Source organism: Prosthecobacter sp. Pr1 (assembly GCF_057652315.1).
Window position 1 is genome coordinate 194,491 of record NZ_JBYFBS010000005.1, and the last position, 16,056, is coordinate 210,546.

Below are 16,056 nucleotides of genomic sequence, written 5' to 3' on the forward strand. Positions count from 1 at the left end.
CGCTTCACCACCGGCTAATATCTTTCGAGCCTCCGGCTCGGGGAGCAGGCAGCAAGAATACGTGCGGGTGTGGCATCATCATCTTGACTGAAAATGCCACCCTGCAATGGGAGTCAAAAGCTCTCCATGGGTTCTGATGCGGAATGCAGGAATCGGAGGAGCGCCGCAGCCCCAGCGGCACCTTGCCGTTCAGTGATGGCGGAGCCATCCCAGCCTGTAGCGAGGGGTTGAGCGGAGCGACACCCCTCGACCCCACGCATCACGCCCCATCAAGGCACCGGCATCGCGTAGCGATGCCAGCACGAGCGTCCTCAAAACCACGCCGCCTCAAACGGCACCTCCCTCCACGCTCCTTCAGTCCAGATACTTCGGCTCAAAACGCACGCCGGATTTCCGCAACATGATCTCCAATTCCTCCCGAAAACTGCGCGTGCGATGGTGCTCCTCCTGCCCGCGCACATACGCCAGCACCTCAGGCAGCACGGACGCGCTCACCGTGAAGGCCGCGTAGCCGTCCTGCCAGGCGAATTCCGGCACGTGCATCTCCTCATGCACCCAAATGGAGGACGCCTTCTTCAACTCCTGAAGCACCTTCGCGATCATGTGCGTGGGCTTCAGCGACACCACGAGATGAACATGATCCGCCACGCCGCCGACCTCGTGTGAATGCGCGCCCATCCCACGCAGCGTTCCGCCGAGATACTCAAACAAACGCGGGCGCCATTCGCGGGAGATCCACGGCTCGCGGTTCCTCGTGGAGAAAACGATGTGGTAATGCAGGCTGGTGTAGGTGTTTGGCATGACGCGATTCATCATGCCTCGGGTACTCCGGGACTCAACCCCACGCCGCCTCGGGAGGTGCCAGGCGACTGTGAGGCACTCGTGCTGGCATCGCTACGCGATGCGCGTGGATTTGCAGGTGGTGTGTACGTTGTTCGAGGGGTGTCGCTACGCTCAACCCCTCGCTACAGGCTTGGATGGCTCCGCCATCGGCAGGAGGGGGATGCGTTCGTTACTCACTTCGCGACCGCAGTCCATGTGGCGACGTGGACACGCGAGGGTTTTTTGGAGTGCGGCTGCGCACCCCTGAAAGGGTGAAGCTGCCGCTTTCGAACGTCTCGTGATGGGCGTGACCTGACCGGCTGGCGAAGAACCACCGGCTCCCGCCTTCGAACAACTGGTGGCATGCGTGAGCCGTGCAGCACGTCGAAAGCGGTAGCTGCGTTCGTTCCTCACTGCGCGACCGCACTCCAAAAACGCGGCAGGAGCGCGGAATTTATTCCGCAGCACTCCGCCGAAGCGCCAGACTCTTGCTCACGAATCCATCTCTTGAAGCCGAGGATCAGCTTGTTTGCGGCATTACCATGTGGACGGCACACGCTTTAGAACGGCGGTGCTGGAGGCAAAAGCGGCGGCATGGGTGCTTGCGGAACCGAGCGAAGCGAGATAGACGACCGCAGGGAGCCCGAAGGGGAGCGAAGCGAATCAATGCTGCGGAATCAATTCCGCGCTCCTGTGAGGCAGCGCCCCGCCACCCACCCCAGCACCGCCACCCCACAACAAAAAAGCCAAGCGGAATGAACCACTTGGCTGTTTTTGAAGTTCTAAAAAAGGCCGGTATTACTCGGCGTTTTCTTCGACGTAGCGGACGACGTCGCCCACGGACTGAAGCTTCTCAGCCTCTTCGTCAGGGACGTCGATGCCGAATTCTTCCTCGAAGGCCATCACCAGCTCGACGGTGTCGAGTGAGTCGGCACCGAGATCTTCGATGAACTTGGCTTCCTGGGTGACCTGCTCGGGATTCACGCCAAGCTGTTCAACGATGATGTCTCTAACTTTTTCTGTGATGTTCTCTGCCATAGATTGGGGGTGTTGGGATGGGGCGGAGCTTTAGCGGCTGCATTTGCTTTGGCAAGGGGAAATTCCCGCCTTTTTCAAACTCAAACTAGTGCCATTATTTTTCCTTCTCCGCAGATGTGGATTCTGGGGCTGCTTTTTCGCTGACTTTTTCAATCAATTCACCACTGAAACGAGACAGCAAACGCTCCAGCACCTTGTCTGCGCCGCCGTATTTCAGATCGTCGATCACCGCACGCTTTTCCGCGCCGGCCTGCGTGCGATACCACGCATAGGCCAGCCCTTTGTGCTCCCACTTGCGCTTGTCCACGCGAAAGACATCGGCGTAGCGGATCTGCGCACCCTCGGGGGACACCCAGTGGTCGGCTTCGCCACGCAGCACCTTGCCGCGATTCCGCAGGATCAGGATGCCGGCGATCAGCGCCCCGACAAAGCAACCGTAGCCATAATAAAACTGCTCGGCGATCTCACGCTCGCTGTAGAGCTTGGGCTCCTCTTTCCAGCCCTTCTTCGCGGCGTAGCTTTTCCAGCGGGGTGAATCCCCGTCCACGCCGGTGGGCATGCCCCTGGCTTTGGCATCCTCCATCCACTGCGGGAGGCGCCCTTCTTTCTTGGCGGCTTCAAACGAGGGCAGGAACTCCTTCATGAACTTCTCTTTCTCCTGCGCGATGGCCAGCTCCTGCGGATAGCCCCTCATGCCGTCATGGAGAAACACGAGGCCGAAGATCAGGAACAGCGCGGCCAGCATGCCCATGCGGCGGTAGTACCAGGATGTAACGCGGCAGAGGATGGGCTCCGAGGCCGATGCGGGAGTGGTGGGGGCGGTTTCCATGAACGACTGACTCAATCGCAGCCTCGTGGGGAAGCAACACGGGATTTTGTGTGACAAACTACGCGCACTTTTGCAATGCCCGTGGGATGCCCAAACGGGCATGGTGTGCGTAATTAATGGCAACCCCATTCAAGAACCATGTACTTTGATCCTCTCTACCTCCTGCTGTTCCTTGGCACGATGGCGCTGTCCGTCTATGCCTCCTGGCGCGTGAAGAGCGCCTATGCACGGTATTCACAGGTGCCGGCACGCTCCGGGCTCTCGGGAGCGCAGATCGCCCAGCGCATCCTGGACATCAACGGCATCCGTGATGTGACCATCAACCCGATCCGCGGGCAGCTCAGCGATCATTACGATCCCTCGAACAAGCAGCTCATGCTCAGCGAAGAAAACTACTACGGCACCAACGTGGCCGCGCTGGGGGTGGCTGCGCATGAGTGCGGCCACGCCATCCAGCACCAGCAGCTCTACGCCCCGCTGCAGTGGCGCATGGCGGCGGTGGGCATCACCACCATCGCCGGGCAGATCATTCCCTTCGTCGGCTTTGGCCTGATCTACTTTGCGCCGAAGATCGCCCTGCCCATCCTGGCCCTGTGCTTTGGCGTGGTGATGCTGTTTCAGCTGATCACGCTGCCGGTGGAGTTTGACGCCACGGCCCGTGCCAAGCGCGTGCTGGCCAGCACAGGCGCCGTGGCTCCCGGCGAGGAAACCGCCGCGATGAGCAAAGTGCTGGACGCCGCCGCACTGACCTACGTGGCCGCCTTCATCAGCGCGCTGGGCACCTTCCTCTACTACGCCATGATGCTGCTCGGCGGGAACCGGCGGGATGAGTGAGCCTGCACGCTAGACGGTGTCTATGCAAATAGCACGCCCTCCGCAGGAGAGATGCGGGGGGCAGGCGTTAAAGGCAGCGGAAGCGATGCAGAAGAAAGCTTTTGGAAGGAGGGAGAATGCCATAGGCAGCAGCCCGCGCAGGGACGAAGAATTCCAGGGACGCGCACAACGCATCCCTACCAGCCTGCAGGGTGCTACGCGCGAAAAAGGGAGGTAAGGACGCGTTGTGCGAAAAGGGATGGTAGGGACGCGTTGTGCGCGTCCGTGATTTCGGGTCTGTCGCGTCGCAGGCGCTCAAAAAGCTGCGCCGTCCTTGCTGCGGTGAACAGCACGTCTTTTCCCCCGGCTGCATGGGACTCCTTTGATTTGCAAAGATACCGCCTAACAAACCTCCCACACGCGGCGTATGGCTCCCATGCGCCGCGTTTTATTTGCCCTCGCCCTGCCATGCCTCGCCTATGCGGAGGATGTTCCACCGATTCGCGGACTGAGCCGCACGAACCTCCTCGAATACCATGCCAAGGATGGCACGACCAAGGTAGCCACCAGCGCCGCTGAATGGACGGGCCGCCGTGCGGAGGCGCTGGCAGGGTTTCAGCAGGTCGCGGGGCCCCTGCCCGGCCCGGAGCTGCGCTGCGCGCTGGAGCCGCAGATCGTGGAGGAAACCGACTGCGGCAGCTATGTGCGCAGGCTCATCACCTACACCTCCCAGCCCGGCGGCAAGGTCACCGCCTACCTGTGCATTCCCAAAACAGCGCTGGCAGGCACGAAAACCCCGGCGGTGCTCTGCCTGCACCCCACGGAAAACAAAATCGGCTTCAAAGTGGTTGTGGGCCTGGGTGGCAAACCACACCGGCAGTACGCGCAGGAACTGGCCGAGCGCGGCTTCGTCACGCTCTCGCCCAGCTATCCGCTGCTGGCGGATTACCAGCCCAATCTGAAAGCCCTGCACATGCCCAGCGGCACGATGAAGGCCATCTGGGACAATCTGCGCGGCCTCGACTACCTGGATTCCCTGCCCTACGTGGATCGCAGCCACGGCTACGCCGCCATCGGCCACTCGCTCGGCGGGCACAATGCCATCTTCACCGCCGTGTTTGACGACCGCATCCAGGTCATCGTCTCCAGCTGCGGCTTTGATTCGCTGCTGGACTACTACGGCGGCAACATCAAGGGCTACGTGCAGGAGCGCTACATGCTGCGCATGGCGGACTACCTCGGCCACCCGCAGGACTGCCCCTGGGACCACTACGAACTCATCGCCTGCCTCGCCCCGCGCCACGTTTTTGTGAATGCCCCGCTGCGGGATGCTAACTTCCGCTGGCAGAGCGTGGACCGAATTGCAGACGCAGCTCTGCCCTTGTTCAGACTGCTCAAGGCGGAGTCACACCTGCAAATCGCCCACCCCGACTCCGATCACGACTTCCCCGACACCGAACGCTTTGCCAGCTACGAGCTCATCAAGCGCGTGCTGCAGCCTGCTCAGTAGACGGCTCTGCCCGTAGGTTGGGCGTGTTTGGCGTCGAAGACATTGCCACGCCCCCAGTCCCTCCGCCAAACCGCCCGACTGCGAGGACGCTCACAGACCCGAGTGTTTTCAGAGCGCTCATGGACGGGCGGGCTGTCGCCACACCCATCCTACGTCCAAGCACAAGTCTAATGCCGCGTACCCGCCTGCTCAATGACGCGCACCAGCCGGGGGCACAGCACCGAGTGGGAAAACTCCGCGCCGAGGGCCCTGGCCGCCGCATTGACCGGCTGCGTGCCGAGGGACATGGCATCGCGGATCTGCTGCACGATGGCAGGCACATCCCTGTTGCGAGCCACACGCCCGTGCACCGGCTGATTGAGCCGCCGCGCAAGGTCAGCGCCGTGGCTTTGATCCGGACCGATGAAGAGGAATGGAATGCCGAGCGTGAGGATGTTGTAGATCTTGCAGGGATGCACGATGCCCACAAAAGGATCCCCCATGACCACCAGATGAAGGTCTGCCGCTGACAGCGAACCCGACAATTTTTCCATCGGCTGATACGGCAGGCAGGTGATGTTTTTGAGCGCCTTCTCTTTCGCAAATGCCTGCACCTTTTTGAACTCGCTGCCACCGCCGACAAACAGGAAGTGCAGCCGCTCCTCCCCCTGCATCTCTTCCGCCGCAGCCAGCACGGCATCCAGCGGATGACAGGGGCTGTGATTGCCGGAATACATGACGACGAACTTGCCCGCGAGCCCGTGCTCAGCCCGGAAGGCATCGCGTGCGGCCACGTCGTACTGAATCGCCTGATCGTGCGACCACGGCGCATCGGTATGAATCACCTCAGCGCTCACCCCTTTGGCCATCAGGCGCTCCGCCATGAAGCGGTCCAGCGCGATGATGCGTGAGGCACGCCGGAAGCTCCAGTTTTGGATGAACGTGAGCGTGCGTTCGACGATGCCCCCGGCCTTCAGCCAGCCGGCAGCCACGGCTTCATCCGGATTCAAATCCATCACCCAAGGCACCACCGCGCCGCCTTTGAGCTTGGCCACCACCGTGCCGAGCGTGGAGATGAGCGGCGGCGAAGTCAGGCAGACCGTGACGTCCTGCCGGGGCATGAACAGCAGGATGCGTGTGGCATTGCCCCAGAAGATGGCGAAATCCACCAGACGACGCCACTTGGCTTTCTTGCCAAGGCCCGGCGTCCAGATGCGGCGGATGTCGATGCCGTGCCAAGTCTCGCGCACCGGATACCGAAGCTCCGGATTGTCATAGCCACGCGACGCTGCCACCACCGTCACCTGATGGCCGCTTTTGACCAGTTCATGCGCCAGATCCGTGAGGTGCTGCGCCGTGGCCACGTGATCCGGATGGAAGCACTGGTTGAGCAGAAGGATTTTCATGGCTTGGCAAACTGACACTCGCACCTCAGAATGTGGAACGTCGCGGAATAACACCCGCTGAATCCAAGGCTACGTCTGCGCCGCAACCCGCAGCGCAGCTTGATGAACGCGATTCTTAGCCGCGCAGGCGGTTGGACCGCATCTCCTCCATGAAAGATGCATAGGTCTGCTCCAGCCCGTCTCTGAGCGAGATGCGAGGCTGCCAGCCGAGCTGGTTCAAGCGCGTGGTGTCCAGCAGTTTGCGCGGCGTGCCATCCGGCTTGGATTTGTCCCAGACGATCCGTCCCTTGTAACCCACCACTTCGGCCACCATCTCCACCAGTTCACGAATCGTCACATCCGTGCCACAGCCGACGTTGACCAAGTCCGGCGGATTTTCCAATTGCAGCAGAAAGGCGCAGGCGTCCGCCAGATCATCCGCATGCAGGAACTCGCGCTGCGGCCGGCCGGTGCCCCAGGCCACCACTTCGGGCAGATCCGACATCCGCGCCTCATGAAAGCGCCGGATCAAAGCCGGCATCACATGGGAGTTCTGCGGATGGTAATTGTCGTTGGGGCCGTACAGATTCGTCGGCATGGCGGAGTGATAGACCACGCCATACTGCTTGCGGTAGTATTCGGCCATCTTGAGCCCCGCGATCTTGGCGATGGCGTAGGCCTCATTGGTCGGCTCCAGCGCCGAGGTGAGCAGGCAATCCTCCGGCATGGGCTGCGGAGCCAGCTTCGGGTAAATGCAGGAACTGCCGAGAAACAGAAGACGCTTCACCCCGGCCTTCCAGGCACCGTGGATGCAGTTCGTCGCAATGGCCAGGTTTTCATAAATGAACTCGGCGGGATAGGTGCTGTTGGCGTGAATGCCGCCCACTTTGCCAGCCGCGATGATCGCTGCATCCGGCCTTTCAGCCTGATAAAAGGCCGCGACCGCCGCCTGATCAGACAGATTGAGTTCCTGCCGTGTGCGCGTGACGAGCGTCACGCCTGCAACTTTTTGGAAACGCCGCACCAGCGCGCTCCCCACCATGCCTGTATGCCCGGAAATAAACAGCTTCATCATGCTTCAATACGTTTCACTCTGGCCTCGTGTTCAGCCAGCAGAAGATCGGCGTCCACCATTTTTTTCACCAGCTCTTTGAACCTCACCTTGGGCTCCCAGCCAAGCTGCCTGCGGGCCTTCTCCGGATTGCCGATGAGCAGATCCACCTCGGCAGGGCGTTCGTAGCGGGCGTCATGCATCACGTATTGCTCCCAGTCGAGACCGAGGAGCCCAAACGCCTCCTGGCAAAACTCGCGCACGCTGTGGGTTTCATTTGTCGCGATGACATAATCATCCGGCTGCTCCTGCTGCAGCATGAGCCACATCATTTCCACATACTCACCGGCAAAGCCCCAGTCGCGTTTCGCATCGAGATTGCCCAGATGGAGCTTGTCCTGCAGGCCCAGTTTGATGCGCGTGGCGGCACGGGTGATCTTGCGTGTGACAAACGTCTCCCCGCGGCGCGGCGATTCATGATTGAACAGGATGCCGCTGGACGCATGCAGACCGTAGCTCTCCCGATAGTTCACCGTGAGCCAGTGGGCAAAGACCTTGGCACAGCCATACGGCGAACGCGGCCAGAACGGCGTCTTCTCCGTCTGCGGCACCTCCTGCACCTTGCCAAACATCTCCGAAGATGAGGCCTGGTAGAAGCGCGTCTTTTTCATCAGTCCTGATTCACGGATGGCCTCCAAAATGCGCAACGTGCCCAGCCCGTCCACATCCCCCGTGTATTCAGGGATGTCGAACGACACCTTCACATGCGATTGCGCCCCGAGGTTGTAGATTTCATCCGGCTGCAGTTCATACAACAGCTTCACCATCTGCACCGCATCAGCGAGGTCCCCGTAATGCAAAATCAGCCGCGCTCCAGCCACATGCGGATCCTGGTAAATGTGGTCAATGCGTCCCGTGTTGAAACTGGAGGAGCGGCGGATGACTCCATGCACCTCATACCCCTTGGCCAGCAGCAGTTCCGCCAGATACGAACCGTCCTGCCCCGTGATGCCGGTGATGAGTGCTTTTTTCATTTTGATAGATTAATCAATGAATCTGGTCTGGCACCAACCGTTTCAGACGAATAAACAACCAAGGACGCTCTCAACGCCTAGCGGCATCCTTTGGCCGCTGTCACCTCTGCGACTTCAAGAAAGCGTCTGCGTGCGGTTTCAATGGCAAACTGCGTCACATACAACTGACGCGCCAGCCGTCTGGTGATCATCTTCTCATCAGCGGATTTGCGTGACCACCCCTGCAACAACTGCAGGGTGCCAATCACGGTGTCGTCAGCAACCAAACCAGCGCCATGTTCTGCAATGAAAGGTGCCGTATTCACCTTGTCGGACAGCAGCACCGGAACTTCACACGCCAGCGCCTCCGCCACCACGATCCCGAAATTCTCCTGATGCGACGGCAGCACCAGCACTTCAGCGGCGGCCAGTTCACGCCATTTGTCGCGTCCTGTCACTCCGCCTGCAAAAGACACGTCCACACCGATTTTCAACCCAAGCGAGGTGCATAGTCCTTCGAGCTCTTCCCTGTAATGAGCCGCATACGGCGGCCCCACAAAGCGAAGATGCACAGACTTGCCAGGATCATCAGTCTCCTGCCAGCGAGCGAAGGCTTGAAGAAGCAGGTCGCACCCCTTTTTGGGATGGAGCCGGCCAAGGAACAAAAACACCCTCCTTCCAGCCAGGGAGGGATGGGCGCTCTCAAACTCGGCTTTCAGCACCTCCGTTGAATCCGGCGGCTCTTCAACCCCAAGCGGCACAATCACCTGCTCTCCGCGAATCTTCCCCAGCTTGGGTGCGGCCAGGCGGCGCTCATCCTCCGTGGTAAAGCATACGCAAGCCGCCTGCCTGAACACTTGTCGGTTGAATGCCCACCAAACAGCCCATTTCAGCCACCTCGACTGCCTGAGCGCCCAAGGGTCCAGCATGCCATGGGGATAAATGATCACCGGCACATTCGCTGCTCGCGCCGCCCTGGCTGCCGCCAGAGCATGATATTGCCAGAGACCATGCACCACGACGACAGCGCCCGGTTGCAGCAGATCTCGCAGCCCGGCCTCCCAGTTCGGCGTCCAGCCAAACTTGGTTTTCGCCGGTCCCAGCAAACGCACCGGGCAGGACCACTCACTGCCCCAGCCAGTTTTCGGATCATCCGAGCTCACCACCGTCGATGTCACCAAATCCGACGTCCACGCCAGCAGCCTTACGGCCTCCGTCGTACCGCCATGATCGGGATCTATGGAGTGGATGCCGTGAATGATCGACAATTTCATGCTATTGAGCCAGCTCGTTTTGCAGTGGGTTCAGCACGCTTTCATAGACCTTGCTCATCTGCATCGAAAAACGCTCGACTGAAAATTCCTGGGCCCGTAATCGGCCTTTCAGGGACTGCTGCTGGCGCCATGTCTCATCTTTCCGCAGACAATCTGCGATCATCGCTGCTGCACTTTCGCAATTTTCAGGATCAATGTATTCAATGACATCTCCACCAACTTCTGTCAGCGGTGGTTGGTTGGAGGTGAAGACTAGGCATCCACGCGACATGGCCTCAAGCACAGGCCAGCCAAAGCCCTCTTCAAGCGAGGGGAAAATCAGTGCCTGAGCCCTGTCATAGGCCGCCACGATCCATGAGGTAGGTGGTCGAGCCAACCAGATGACACGGTCACCGATTCCCAATTCTGCGACCAGTTGTCGCTCAATCTCGGTGGCGGGGTCTCCCATCATCACCATCTCCGGCATCGCAGCCAGACTCATGCGTTGAATGAGGGCGGCATAAATACGCAACACCCCCACACGGTTTTTGTACCAGAGCCCGTTGCCGACATGCAGCAAAAAGTTGACCGGCAGATTCGGAGGCGCCGCAGCTTCGACCTGTGTGTCGAACTCCGGATCGAGTGGGTTCAGCACCACATGAAAACGATGTTCATGCCCCACCAGACGCTCACAGTCCTGACGTGTCTTCTCGGAGACACAGACGAGGGTGGAAGGAAACCGCAGCGCCCAGAAAATATACCTTTGAAACCCACCCCTCCACCAACCCGCACGGCTTATGCTAGGGATGTCACCGATGGCAGCTCTCACGGCGATCAAATCATGTACAGTTACGATCACACGAAAGCCAGCCAGCCATGGAATCAACGGTCCCAATCCCTGATCGGTAACATGAATGACGCATTGAATCCCTTTCATGGCTTGGTAGCTGGCATGGCCACGCAAGAAAAGAGGGAAGAATACGTATTTGTCGGCAAAGCCAAGAACCTTCTGCACATGCGCAGGCATCCAAGACCTGCCCCCCAGCACCACAGGCGGATCCACTCGTTCGACAGAGTCTGCAAAGGTTTGTGTCACCGACTCTACGAGGTCAACATAGCGCTTCATGCTTCGTAGACCGTCCGGCGCATAGGTTCCGGTGAGCAGCAAATGCAGAGCCCTGCGCTGCGAATCTGTACGGCGGCAATGAAACGTCGCCATGGCCTCACGGGTGGCAGCCACGAAGCGCCTGCGGCCTTCATCCAAAGTATGATCACTTACGCTCTCACGTGCGGCAGAACTAGCCTGATCCAGCTCATCAGCTGGAAGTTCCGCCAGCCGGCGCAGGGCTCCCTCGATCGCTTTGGCTTCAGAATTCGGGAGCAGCCAGCCATTCACCTCGTGGGTCACGAGTTCCAATGCCGCACCGGCATCCACCGTGGTAATGACCGGCAGGCCGGCCGCCAGCGCCTCAGGCACCACCATTGCCCATCCATCATGACGCGTGGGCAGGCACAGCACATCCGCCCGTGCATAGAAAGCAGGAATTTCATGCCACTCGCGAAATCCCTCCCACGACACTTGACCGGCCACCGATGAGAGGATCTGACGCATCTGTTTCTCCAATGGACCGGACCCGAGAATGATCAGTCGCAGATGGGGGTGGTCCCTTGCGGCGGCTCGAAACCCCTCGGCCAGACCTAGCACGCCCTTGCGTGAATTCAGCAGGCCTGAATACAGCACCACACGTTCCTTGCCCCGCACCTGACGCGGTTGACAGCGGAAGCGCTGCAGACCCGAAAAGTAGGGCAGATTCACATAGGTTTTCGTTGCCCCCCAATCACTCAGATAGCCCGCCACCCCGGCTCGCCCTATCGCCCAAATCGGCGCTTCACTTTTCGCGATCGGATAGAGCAGCAGCCTGCGTGCCAGACGGCCCAGCCACCCGAGGCGCAGAAAGCCCGGACGCTCGCCCCAGAACACCCAAGGGCGTGCGCTCAAGTGGCGGAGGTGGAGGGCCGCCAGTGCGAACCAGTGGGTGTAGTAATTGCACACCGTCAGGTCGGCAGCCAAAATCCAACGGAAAGCTTCGCCGGTCACCTCAAATTGACCTTCCAGTGCCAGATGCTCATGCAGCAGTTCCACCCGGCCCCAAGGATGCTCGCCATGCTGTCGCCGGAGGTAGATAACACGCAAAACGATCTCGCCACCGGCGGCGATCGCATTGAAGAACTCCACTTGGTAAGGCGAAGTCAGATAGGTCACCACGCAAACGGAAAAGCGCGGCGTCTCCTGCTTGTCATTGTCTTGGGCATGGAAAGCGGGATCTGTCATGAAGACGCAGGCGAAGAAACTACCGCCACCCGAAGGGGCAAACGACGCAGCAACAACCAGGATAGGACACCCGCAAATGACACGGGCGCACGCAGAGGGAGATATTGAACAATGGCGGCAGGAAGCGTCCGCAACGATCGCCGGATGACACGCCACTCCCCTCTTAGTGAGAGCTGCAGCAGGCGCCGCAGAATACTGCCGCCAGCCTGTGGCCACATTGCCATGGGGTAACGCAGCAGAGGAAAAATCACGGTATTGATCATCATCGCCACCTGGGTGATTTCATCCTCTCGTTCGGGTGGCAAATGGTCATGAAAGACTCTGAGTTCACCGGATTGCAGGCACAGCCCGCCCAACTCATGCAGTTGCAAGCTTACATCCACCTCCTCCAGATTATACGCGATCGGCACCGGCAGGTAACCCCGTGTGCGCCGGAACCAGTCCCGGTTCATCAGATGGCCGCAGCCTGGGTAAAACGCCTGCCGCCACAGACCTTGCGGGTCCGGTGACTCAAGGGGCAGGATACTGGCACAAAACACGGCTGTCTCAGGCAGTTCTGAGATCAGTTTCCAGGCCTTGGCAAAGTAGTCCGTGTCCTGCGGAAAGGAATCGTCGTCAAAGTGCGCCACCCACGGACAGAGAGCCTCCTGCATCAATCGGTTCCGCGCCCCGCCAGGGCCAACGAGCGCGCTTGAGTGTAGCAGCCGCACCTGTGGAAATTCCCTTGTCACCAGCGCACGCAATCCGTTGTCATTGCCGTCCAGGTGCACCAGAATTTCTGCTGGCGGCGGGGTGCATGCCTGCAGACGGATCAGGGTCGCACGCAACTGGTCAGACCGTCTGCAGGCAGGCACCGCCACGCTGATGGGTATGATCATTGCCTCCAATGCATTGGGTTTGGCATCCATGATGCTCGCTCCCCTTGGGGAGTTGCAGCCACGGACCATCTGCGGCGGGAACCTCTCATCGGACCGAATGGATCCCGCGGCCCGGCTGGGTGCTGGGCACACCCCGCCCCCGCCTGGCGGGCAACGATGGTTCAGCAAGCCTATCATTTGGAGTAGAGTTAACTGCCCCATTCCGGCGGCGCACGATGCACTCCAGACGGGGGATCAGACAGAATCCCCAGGTGGCACAAAGGAAAACATTGGCCGTGTGGTTCAAAGTCATGCCAGCGGGCATCATCACAAGATGATAGCAAAAGAAGCCAAGCGCCAACGAACGATACACTGAGGGAGGAAAGCGTTTAAAAGCCTCCCAACAATGAAAGAGCATCATCACTCGAAAACCATACCACATCAGAAATGCAAACCATCCCAGTTCCGCAAGTACTTGCCCAGTTTCGGCATCATACAGCGGGCAAACTCGTTTGGGCTGATCTATGTGGAGAGCATTCCGAATCCCATTCGAAGCTGGGTGGGACATGCCGATACCAAACCCCATGATATCCACCTCTTTGGCAGCCTCTAAAACTGCCCACGCAGGATGCCAGATCCGACCCGCCGTAGAATCATCGGCGGTTTTCCTCCGAATTTCGAAGGCCTGAACGGCTTTTTCGAAAAATATGCTCACCCCAGCTATCGACACGACAATGGCCATGATCAAATACAGAAATGTACTTTTATTTTTACCGATATTCATCATGGCGGAAGTTAAACCAACCACCCCTCCAATTACTAAAAGGAAAAGAACTGTGCCACGAGAGCCGGTCATAAAAGCGTTGGCTAACAACAATGGCAGATTGGCGAACAACAACACCATCTGCTTCTTCCCAGACATTGCCGTAAAAAGACACAAGGAGATGATAAAAAAGACGGTCACAAAGACGGCATGACCGCCAATGTAGGAGAAGGTCCCCGTGATTCGAGCACGGGCCGCCTGTCCCGCGCCAAAAGTAGCTACAGACTTCACTCCACCGTATTCGCTCGTGGCGTAGGTATTGAGGGGAGAATCTGGGCCCGCGAAGAATTGTGCGACACCGAGCAAACAGATGGGGATGGCGAATAGAGAGTAGCGAAACAACAGCGTCGTCATGTGTTGTTCATTCTTGAACAAGAGCGGAATCATGAAGGCAAGAGGCACATACCAGAGGTAGATTTTGAGCCCATAAATCGCTAGAAGCAGCGAGCCGATATTCGGGTTGAACGCCCCAAAAATTAACAACGAAACAAAAACGCAAAAAATGAAAGTGCCCGGCACCCGCAACCGCCAGGCGCGGGTATCCGGATCGGGAAACAGGAAAAACTTGAGGTAAGCCCCCAGGAGAATGATGTCCTTGAAGAAGTACACCAGTTCGGAGCCCTGCGGAAAAACCCACTTGCGTATGGCCCCTTCCAGCAAGGCCACAATCAACGCGGCATGCACGGCTCGCCGCCAGTTCATCATCGATAGAAAGACGATGATGATGGAAGCGAAGCCCCCTAACACCAGCATCTGTTGGATAGTCAGTTTCATGTCAATTCAGGAACCAAAGATTACAAATTTCACACAGCTGAAGCATATTTCGATCATGCCAACCATTCTTCAAACTGGGAATCAAGAGAGTGTTTGCGGCCTTTCGAAGATCGTTCTTGTCCTTTCGTGTTTCAAAAAACGTATCACACCGCAAAGAAAGCCTGCCCTCCTGCTCCGCCGAAAAAAGTTAACCGTGGATGCGGATTTCAATATATTTAAAGCGGAAATTTTCACTCAGGGGCGGATGCCACAGTAATGCCCAAGGTTCATCTTTCGGTGTAAGATGCATGATGTCCAGTCTACACCATGAAGTTTAAAACAACCTTGCGCAGTTGCTCTCGATAACGCTGCCAAGAATGCCCGTGACTCCAATCCAGCGCGGCGCGGCGCATCGACTGCAGGAGTACAGGGATGTCCGCTAGTCGTCGCAACCGGTCACGAATCGCCCCGGGATCTCGTAACGGCACTAGAAACCCTTCTCGGCCATCCTCGATCAGGCCTGCAAGCCCGGAATTTTCTGTAGTGATAACGGTGAGTCCACAGGACATGGCCTCGAGCAGGACCAAAGCCAGCCCCTCATACAACGTTGGGAGCACCAAAACGTCATGCTTACACATCTCTGCCAGCACCTCATGGTGGGACAAGCCCGCATGATGACGGTGATGGGAAAGAAAGCGGTCGAGCGCCTTAGAAGGCACGCTGGCAGTCCGGGAACCGATCACGGTCAGCGTGGCTGCGTCAGCCAGACCATCCATGGCCTCTGCCAGATAGGCCAGCCCTTTTCCTTGGTTTAGGCTTCCCACGTAAAGAATACGCAATCTCGGCTCCGTGAAACTTTCAACTGTAGACACTGAACTTTGAATGGGTTCCGGACATCCATAAGGGATCACACACACCTCCCCACGAAACGCTGGGGCCAGTTGCAGACTGTCGCGAACCACAGCACTGGGGACCAGGATGAGATCTGCCAGTTGCAGTTCCCTGTCCCGCCGCTGCATGGCAGCACTCGCCGCCTCCAGAGCCGGGAGCGTAGAAGCCCAGCCTGGCTGCAGAACCGCCTCTTGCGCTACAATGTCTCGTGTAAAACGCCAGTAGGGAGTGGGCAGTTCGTAGATCGTCTGGATCCCGCGTTGCCTGGCAGCCTCAAAGGTCTTCTCAGCTGCGCCCATGTAGGCGTAAACAGCATCTACTCCCTGGCTTCGCCTCACCGCCTTTGCCACATCCGTATCAAAGCGCCACAGAACCTTGTCCAGCGAACCCAGACGCTTGATCAAAGTACTTTTACGTAGCAGGGCCGATCCTCGGCAGGCCAAGCGCAGCATCTCACGGGCTGGATGGGCGCGCAGATGGGGATGTAGCAATTCAGGGAACATCCGTTGCTGCGCCATTCCACTGCGCCGTCCCAGCCGGGCAATCACACGTCGCAGCCACATTGGCACTACAAGCGTCGTATGAAACGCCGCCAAACTATCCACCTCTGCGAAAGCCACACCAGCAGCACAACTATTGGGGTTGCCGGTGAGGTGAGAGATGAGAATATTCACAATAAGTAAGAAATGCAATAAGACTCAGGCAGT

Annotated in this window: 14 protein-coding genes; 3 read left to right on the plus strand and 11 right to left on the minus strand. The window is 58.7% G+C overall.

Annotated elements, in window-relative coordinates:
- Positions 1 to 354 precede the first annotated feature (354 nt).
- The 3 genes from tnpA to AC24GY_RS10455 form a co-directional block, all read right to left on the minus strand.
- On the minus strand, positions 355 to 801 hold the full coding sequence (gene tnpA / locus AC24GY_RS10445; RefSeq protein WP_487683016.1) for an IS200/IS605 family transposase: 447 nt from the start codon (positions 799 to 801) through the stop codon (positions 355 to 357).
- An 819-nt stretch (positions 802 to 1,620) separates the two neighbouring features.
- A complete protein-coding gene (locus AC24GY_RS10450) occupies positions 1,621 to 1,860 on the minus strand; it encodes an acyl carrier protein (protein WP_294399132.1) in 240 nt (79 codons plus the stop codon).
- A gap of 94 nt (positions 1,861 to 1,954) precedes the next feature.
- On the minus strand, positions 1,955 to 2,689 hold the full coding sequence (locus AC24GY_RS10455) for a hypothetical protein (protein WP_487682624.1): 735 nt from the start codon (positions 2,687 to 2,689) through the stop codon (positions 1,955 to 1,957).
- A gap of 138 nt (positions 2,690 to 2,827) precedes the next feature.
- On the opposite strand from AC24GY_RS10455, the gene AC24GY_RS10460 reads away from it, so the two are divergent.
- Both AC24GY_RS10460 and AC24GY_RS10465 read left to right on the plus strand, forming a co-directional pair.
- A complete protein-coding gene (locus AC24GY_RS10460; protein ID WP_422314465.1) occupies positions 2,828 to 3,523 on the plus strand; it encodes a zinc metallopeptidase in 696 nt (231 codons plus the stop codon).
- 415 nt (positions 3,524 to 3,938) lie between these two features.
- Positions 3,939 to 5,012, plus strand: coding sequence for an alpha/beta hydrolase family protein (locus AC24GY_RS10465; RefSeq protein ID WP_487682626.1), 1,074 nt, complete (start codon positions 3,939 to 3,941; stop codon positions 5,010 to 5,012).
- A 167-nt stretch (positions 5,013 to 5,179) separates the two neighbouring features.
- Here the strand turns inward: AC24GY_RS10465 and AC24GY_RS10470 are convergent, their stop codons facing one another.
- The 7 genes from AC24GY_RS10470 to AC24GY_RS10500 form a co-directional block, all read right to left on the minus strand.
- Positions 5,180 to 6,397, minus strand: a complete 1,218-nt coding sequence (locus tag AC24GY_RS10470) for a glycosyltransferase family 4 protein (RefSeq protein WP_487682628.1) — start codon at positions 6,395 to 6,397, stop codon at positions 5,180 to 5,182.
- Positions 6,398 to 6,512: 115 nt separating this feature from the next.
- Positions 6,513 to 7,448 carry a GDP-L-fucose synthase family protein gene (locus AC24GY_RS10475; RefSeq protein ID WP_487683019.1) on the minus strand — a complete coding sequence of 312 codons (936 nt, stop codon included), beginning with the start codon at positions 7,446 to 7,448 and terminating at the stop codon, positions 6,513 to 6,515.
- Entirely contained in the window at positions 7,448 to 8,461 is a 1,014-nt protein-coding gene (gmd, locus tag AC24GY_RS10480) for a GDP-mannose 4,6-dehydratase (protein ID WP_487682630.1), read from the minus strand. Before gmd ends, AC24GY_RS10475 begins: the two co-directional genes overlap by 1 nt.
- 77 nt (positions 8,462 to 8,538) lie before the next feature.
- Positions 8,539 to 9,714: a glycosyltransferase gene (locus tag AC24GY_RS10485; protein WP_487682632.1), complete on the minus strand. Its 1,176-nt coding sequence runs from the start codon at positions 9,712 to 9,714 to the stop codon at positions 8,539 to 8,541.
- 1 nt (position 9,715) lies between these two features.
- Complete coding sequence (locus AC24GY_RS10490; RefSeq protein ID WP_487682634.1) at positions 9,716 to 12,025, minus strand: glycosyltransferase; 2,310 nt, start codon at positions 12,023 to 12,025, stop codon at positions 9,716 to 9,718.
- The gene (locus AC24GY_RS10495; protein WP_487682636.1) at positions 12,022 to 12,933 is read right to left on the minus strand and encodes a glycosyltransferase family 2 protein; all 912 of its coding nucleotides are present in this window, start codon (positions 12,931 to 12,933) and stop codon (positions 12,022 to 12,024) included. The genes AC24GY_RS10490 and AC24GY_RS10495 overlap by 4 nt, the downstream gene beginning before the upstream one ends.
- A gap of 55 nt (positions 12,934 to 12,988) precedes the next feature.
- Positions 12,989 to 14,479 (minus strand): hypothetical protein, encoded by a 1,491-nt coding sequence (locus AC24GY_RS10500; protein ID WP_487682638.1) that lies wholly within the window; start codon positions 14,477 to 14,479, stop codon positions 12,989 to 12,991.
- 55 nt (positions 14,480 to 14,534) lie between these two features.
- On the opposite strand from AC24GY_RS10500, the gene AC24GY_RS10505 reads away from it, so the two are divergent.
- Complete coding sequence (locus AC24GY_RS10505) at positions 14,535 to 14,735, plus strand: hypothetical protein (protein WP_487682640.1); 201 nt, start codon at positions 14,535 to 14,537, stop codon at positions 14,733 to 14,735.
- 43 nt (positions 14,736 to 14,778) lie between these two features.
- On the opposite strand, the gene AC24GY_RS10510 is transcribed toward AC24GY_RS10505, so the two are convergent.
- A complete protein-coding gene (locus AC24GY_RS10510; protein WP_487682642.1) occupies positions 14,779 to 16,023 on the minus strand; it encodes a glycosyltransferase family 4 protein in 1,245 nt (414 codons plus the stop codon).
- Positions 16,024 to 16,056 lie beyond the last annotated feature (33 nt).

Coding starts and splice junctions, on each gene's coding strand:
- tnpA (WP_487683016.1), bottom strand. CDS start 801: ATGCCAAACACCTACACCAGCCTGCATTACCACATCGTTTTCTCCACG.
- AC24GY_RS10450 (WP_294399132.1), bottom strand. CDS start 1,860: ATGGCAGAGAACATCACAGAAAAAGTTAGAGACATCATCGTTGAACAG.
- AC24GY_RS10455 (WP_487682624.1), bottom strand. CDS start 2,689: ATGGAAACCGCCCCCACCACTCCCGCATCGGCCTCGGAGCCCATCCTC.
- AC24GY_RS10460 (WP_422314465.1), top strand. CDS start 2,828: ATGTACTTTGATCCTCTCTACCTCCTGCTGTTCCTTGGCACGATGGCG.
- AC24GY_RS10465 (WP_487682626.1), top strand. CDS start 3,939: ATGCGCCGCGTTTTATTTGCCCTCGCCCTGCCATGCCTCGCCTATGCG.
- AC24GY_RS10470 (WP_487682628.1), bottom strand. CDS start 6,397: ATGAAAATCCTTCTGCTCAACCAGTGCTTCCATCCGGATCACGTGGCC.
- AC24GY_RS10475 (WP_487683019.1), bottom strand. CDS start 7,448: ATGAAGCTGTTTATTTCCGGGCATACAGGCATGGTGGGGAGCGCGCTG.
- gmd (WP_487682630.1), bottom strand. CDS start 8,461: ATGAAAAAAGCACTCATCACCGGCATCACGGGGCAGGACGGTTCGTAT.
- AC24GY_RS10485 (WP_487682632.1), bottom strand. CDS start 9,714: ATGAAATTGTCGATCATTCACGGCATCCACTCCATAGATCCCGATCAT.
- AC24GY_RS10490 (WP_487682634.1), bottom strand. CDS start 12,025: ATGACAGATCCCGCTTTCCATGCCCAAGACAATGACAAGCAGGAGACG.
- AC24GY_RS10495 (WP_487682636.1), bottom strand. CDS start 12,933: ATGGATGCCAAACCCAATGCATTGGAGGCAATGATCATACCCATCAGC.
- AC24GY_RS10500 (WP_487682638.1), bottom strand. CDS start 14,479: ATGAAACTGACTATCCAACAGATGCTGGTGTTAGGGGGCTTCGCTTCC.
- AC24GY_RS10505 (WP_487682640.1), top strand. CDS start 14,535: ATGCCAACCATTCTTCAAACTGGGAATCAAGAGAGTGTTTGCGGCCTT.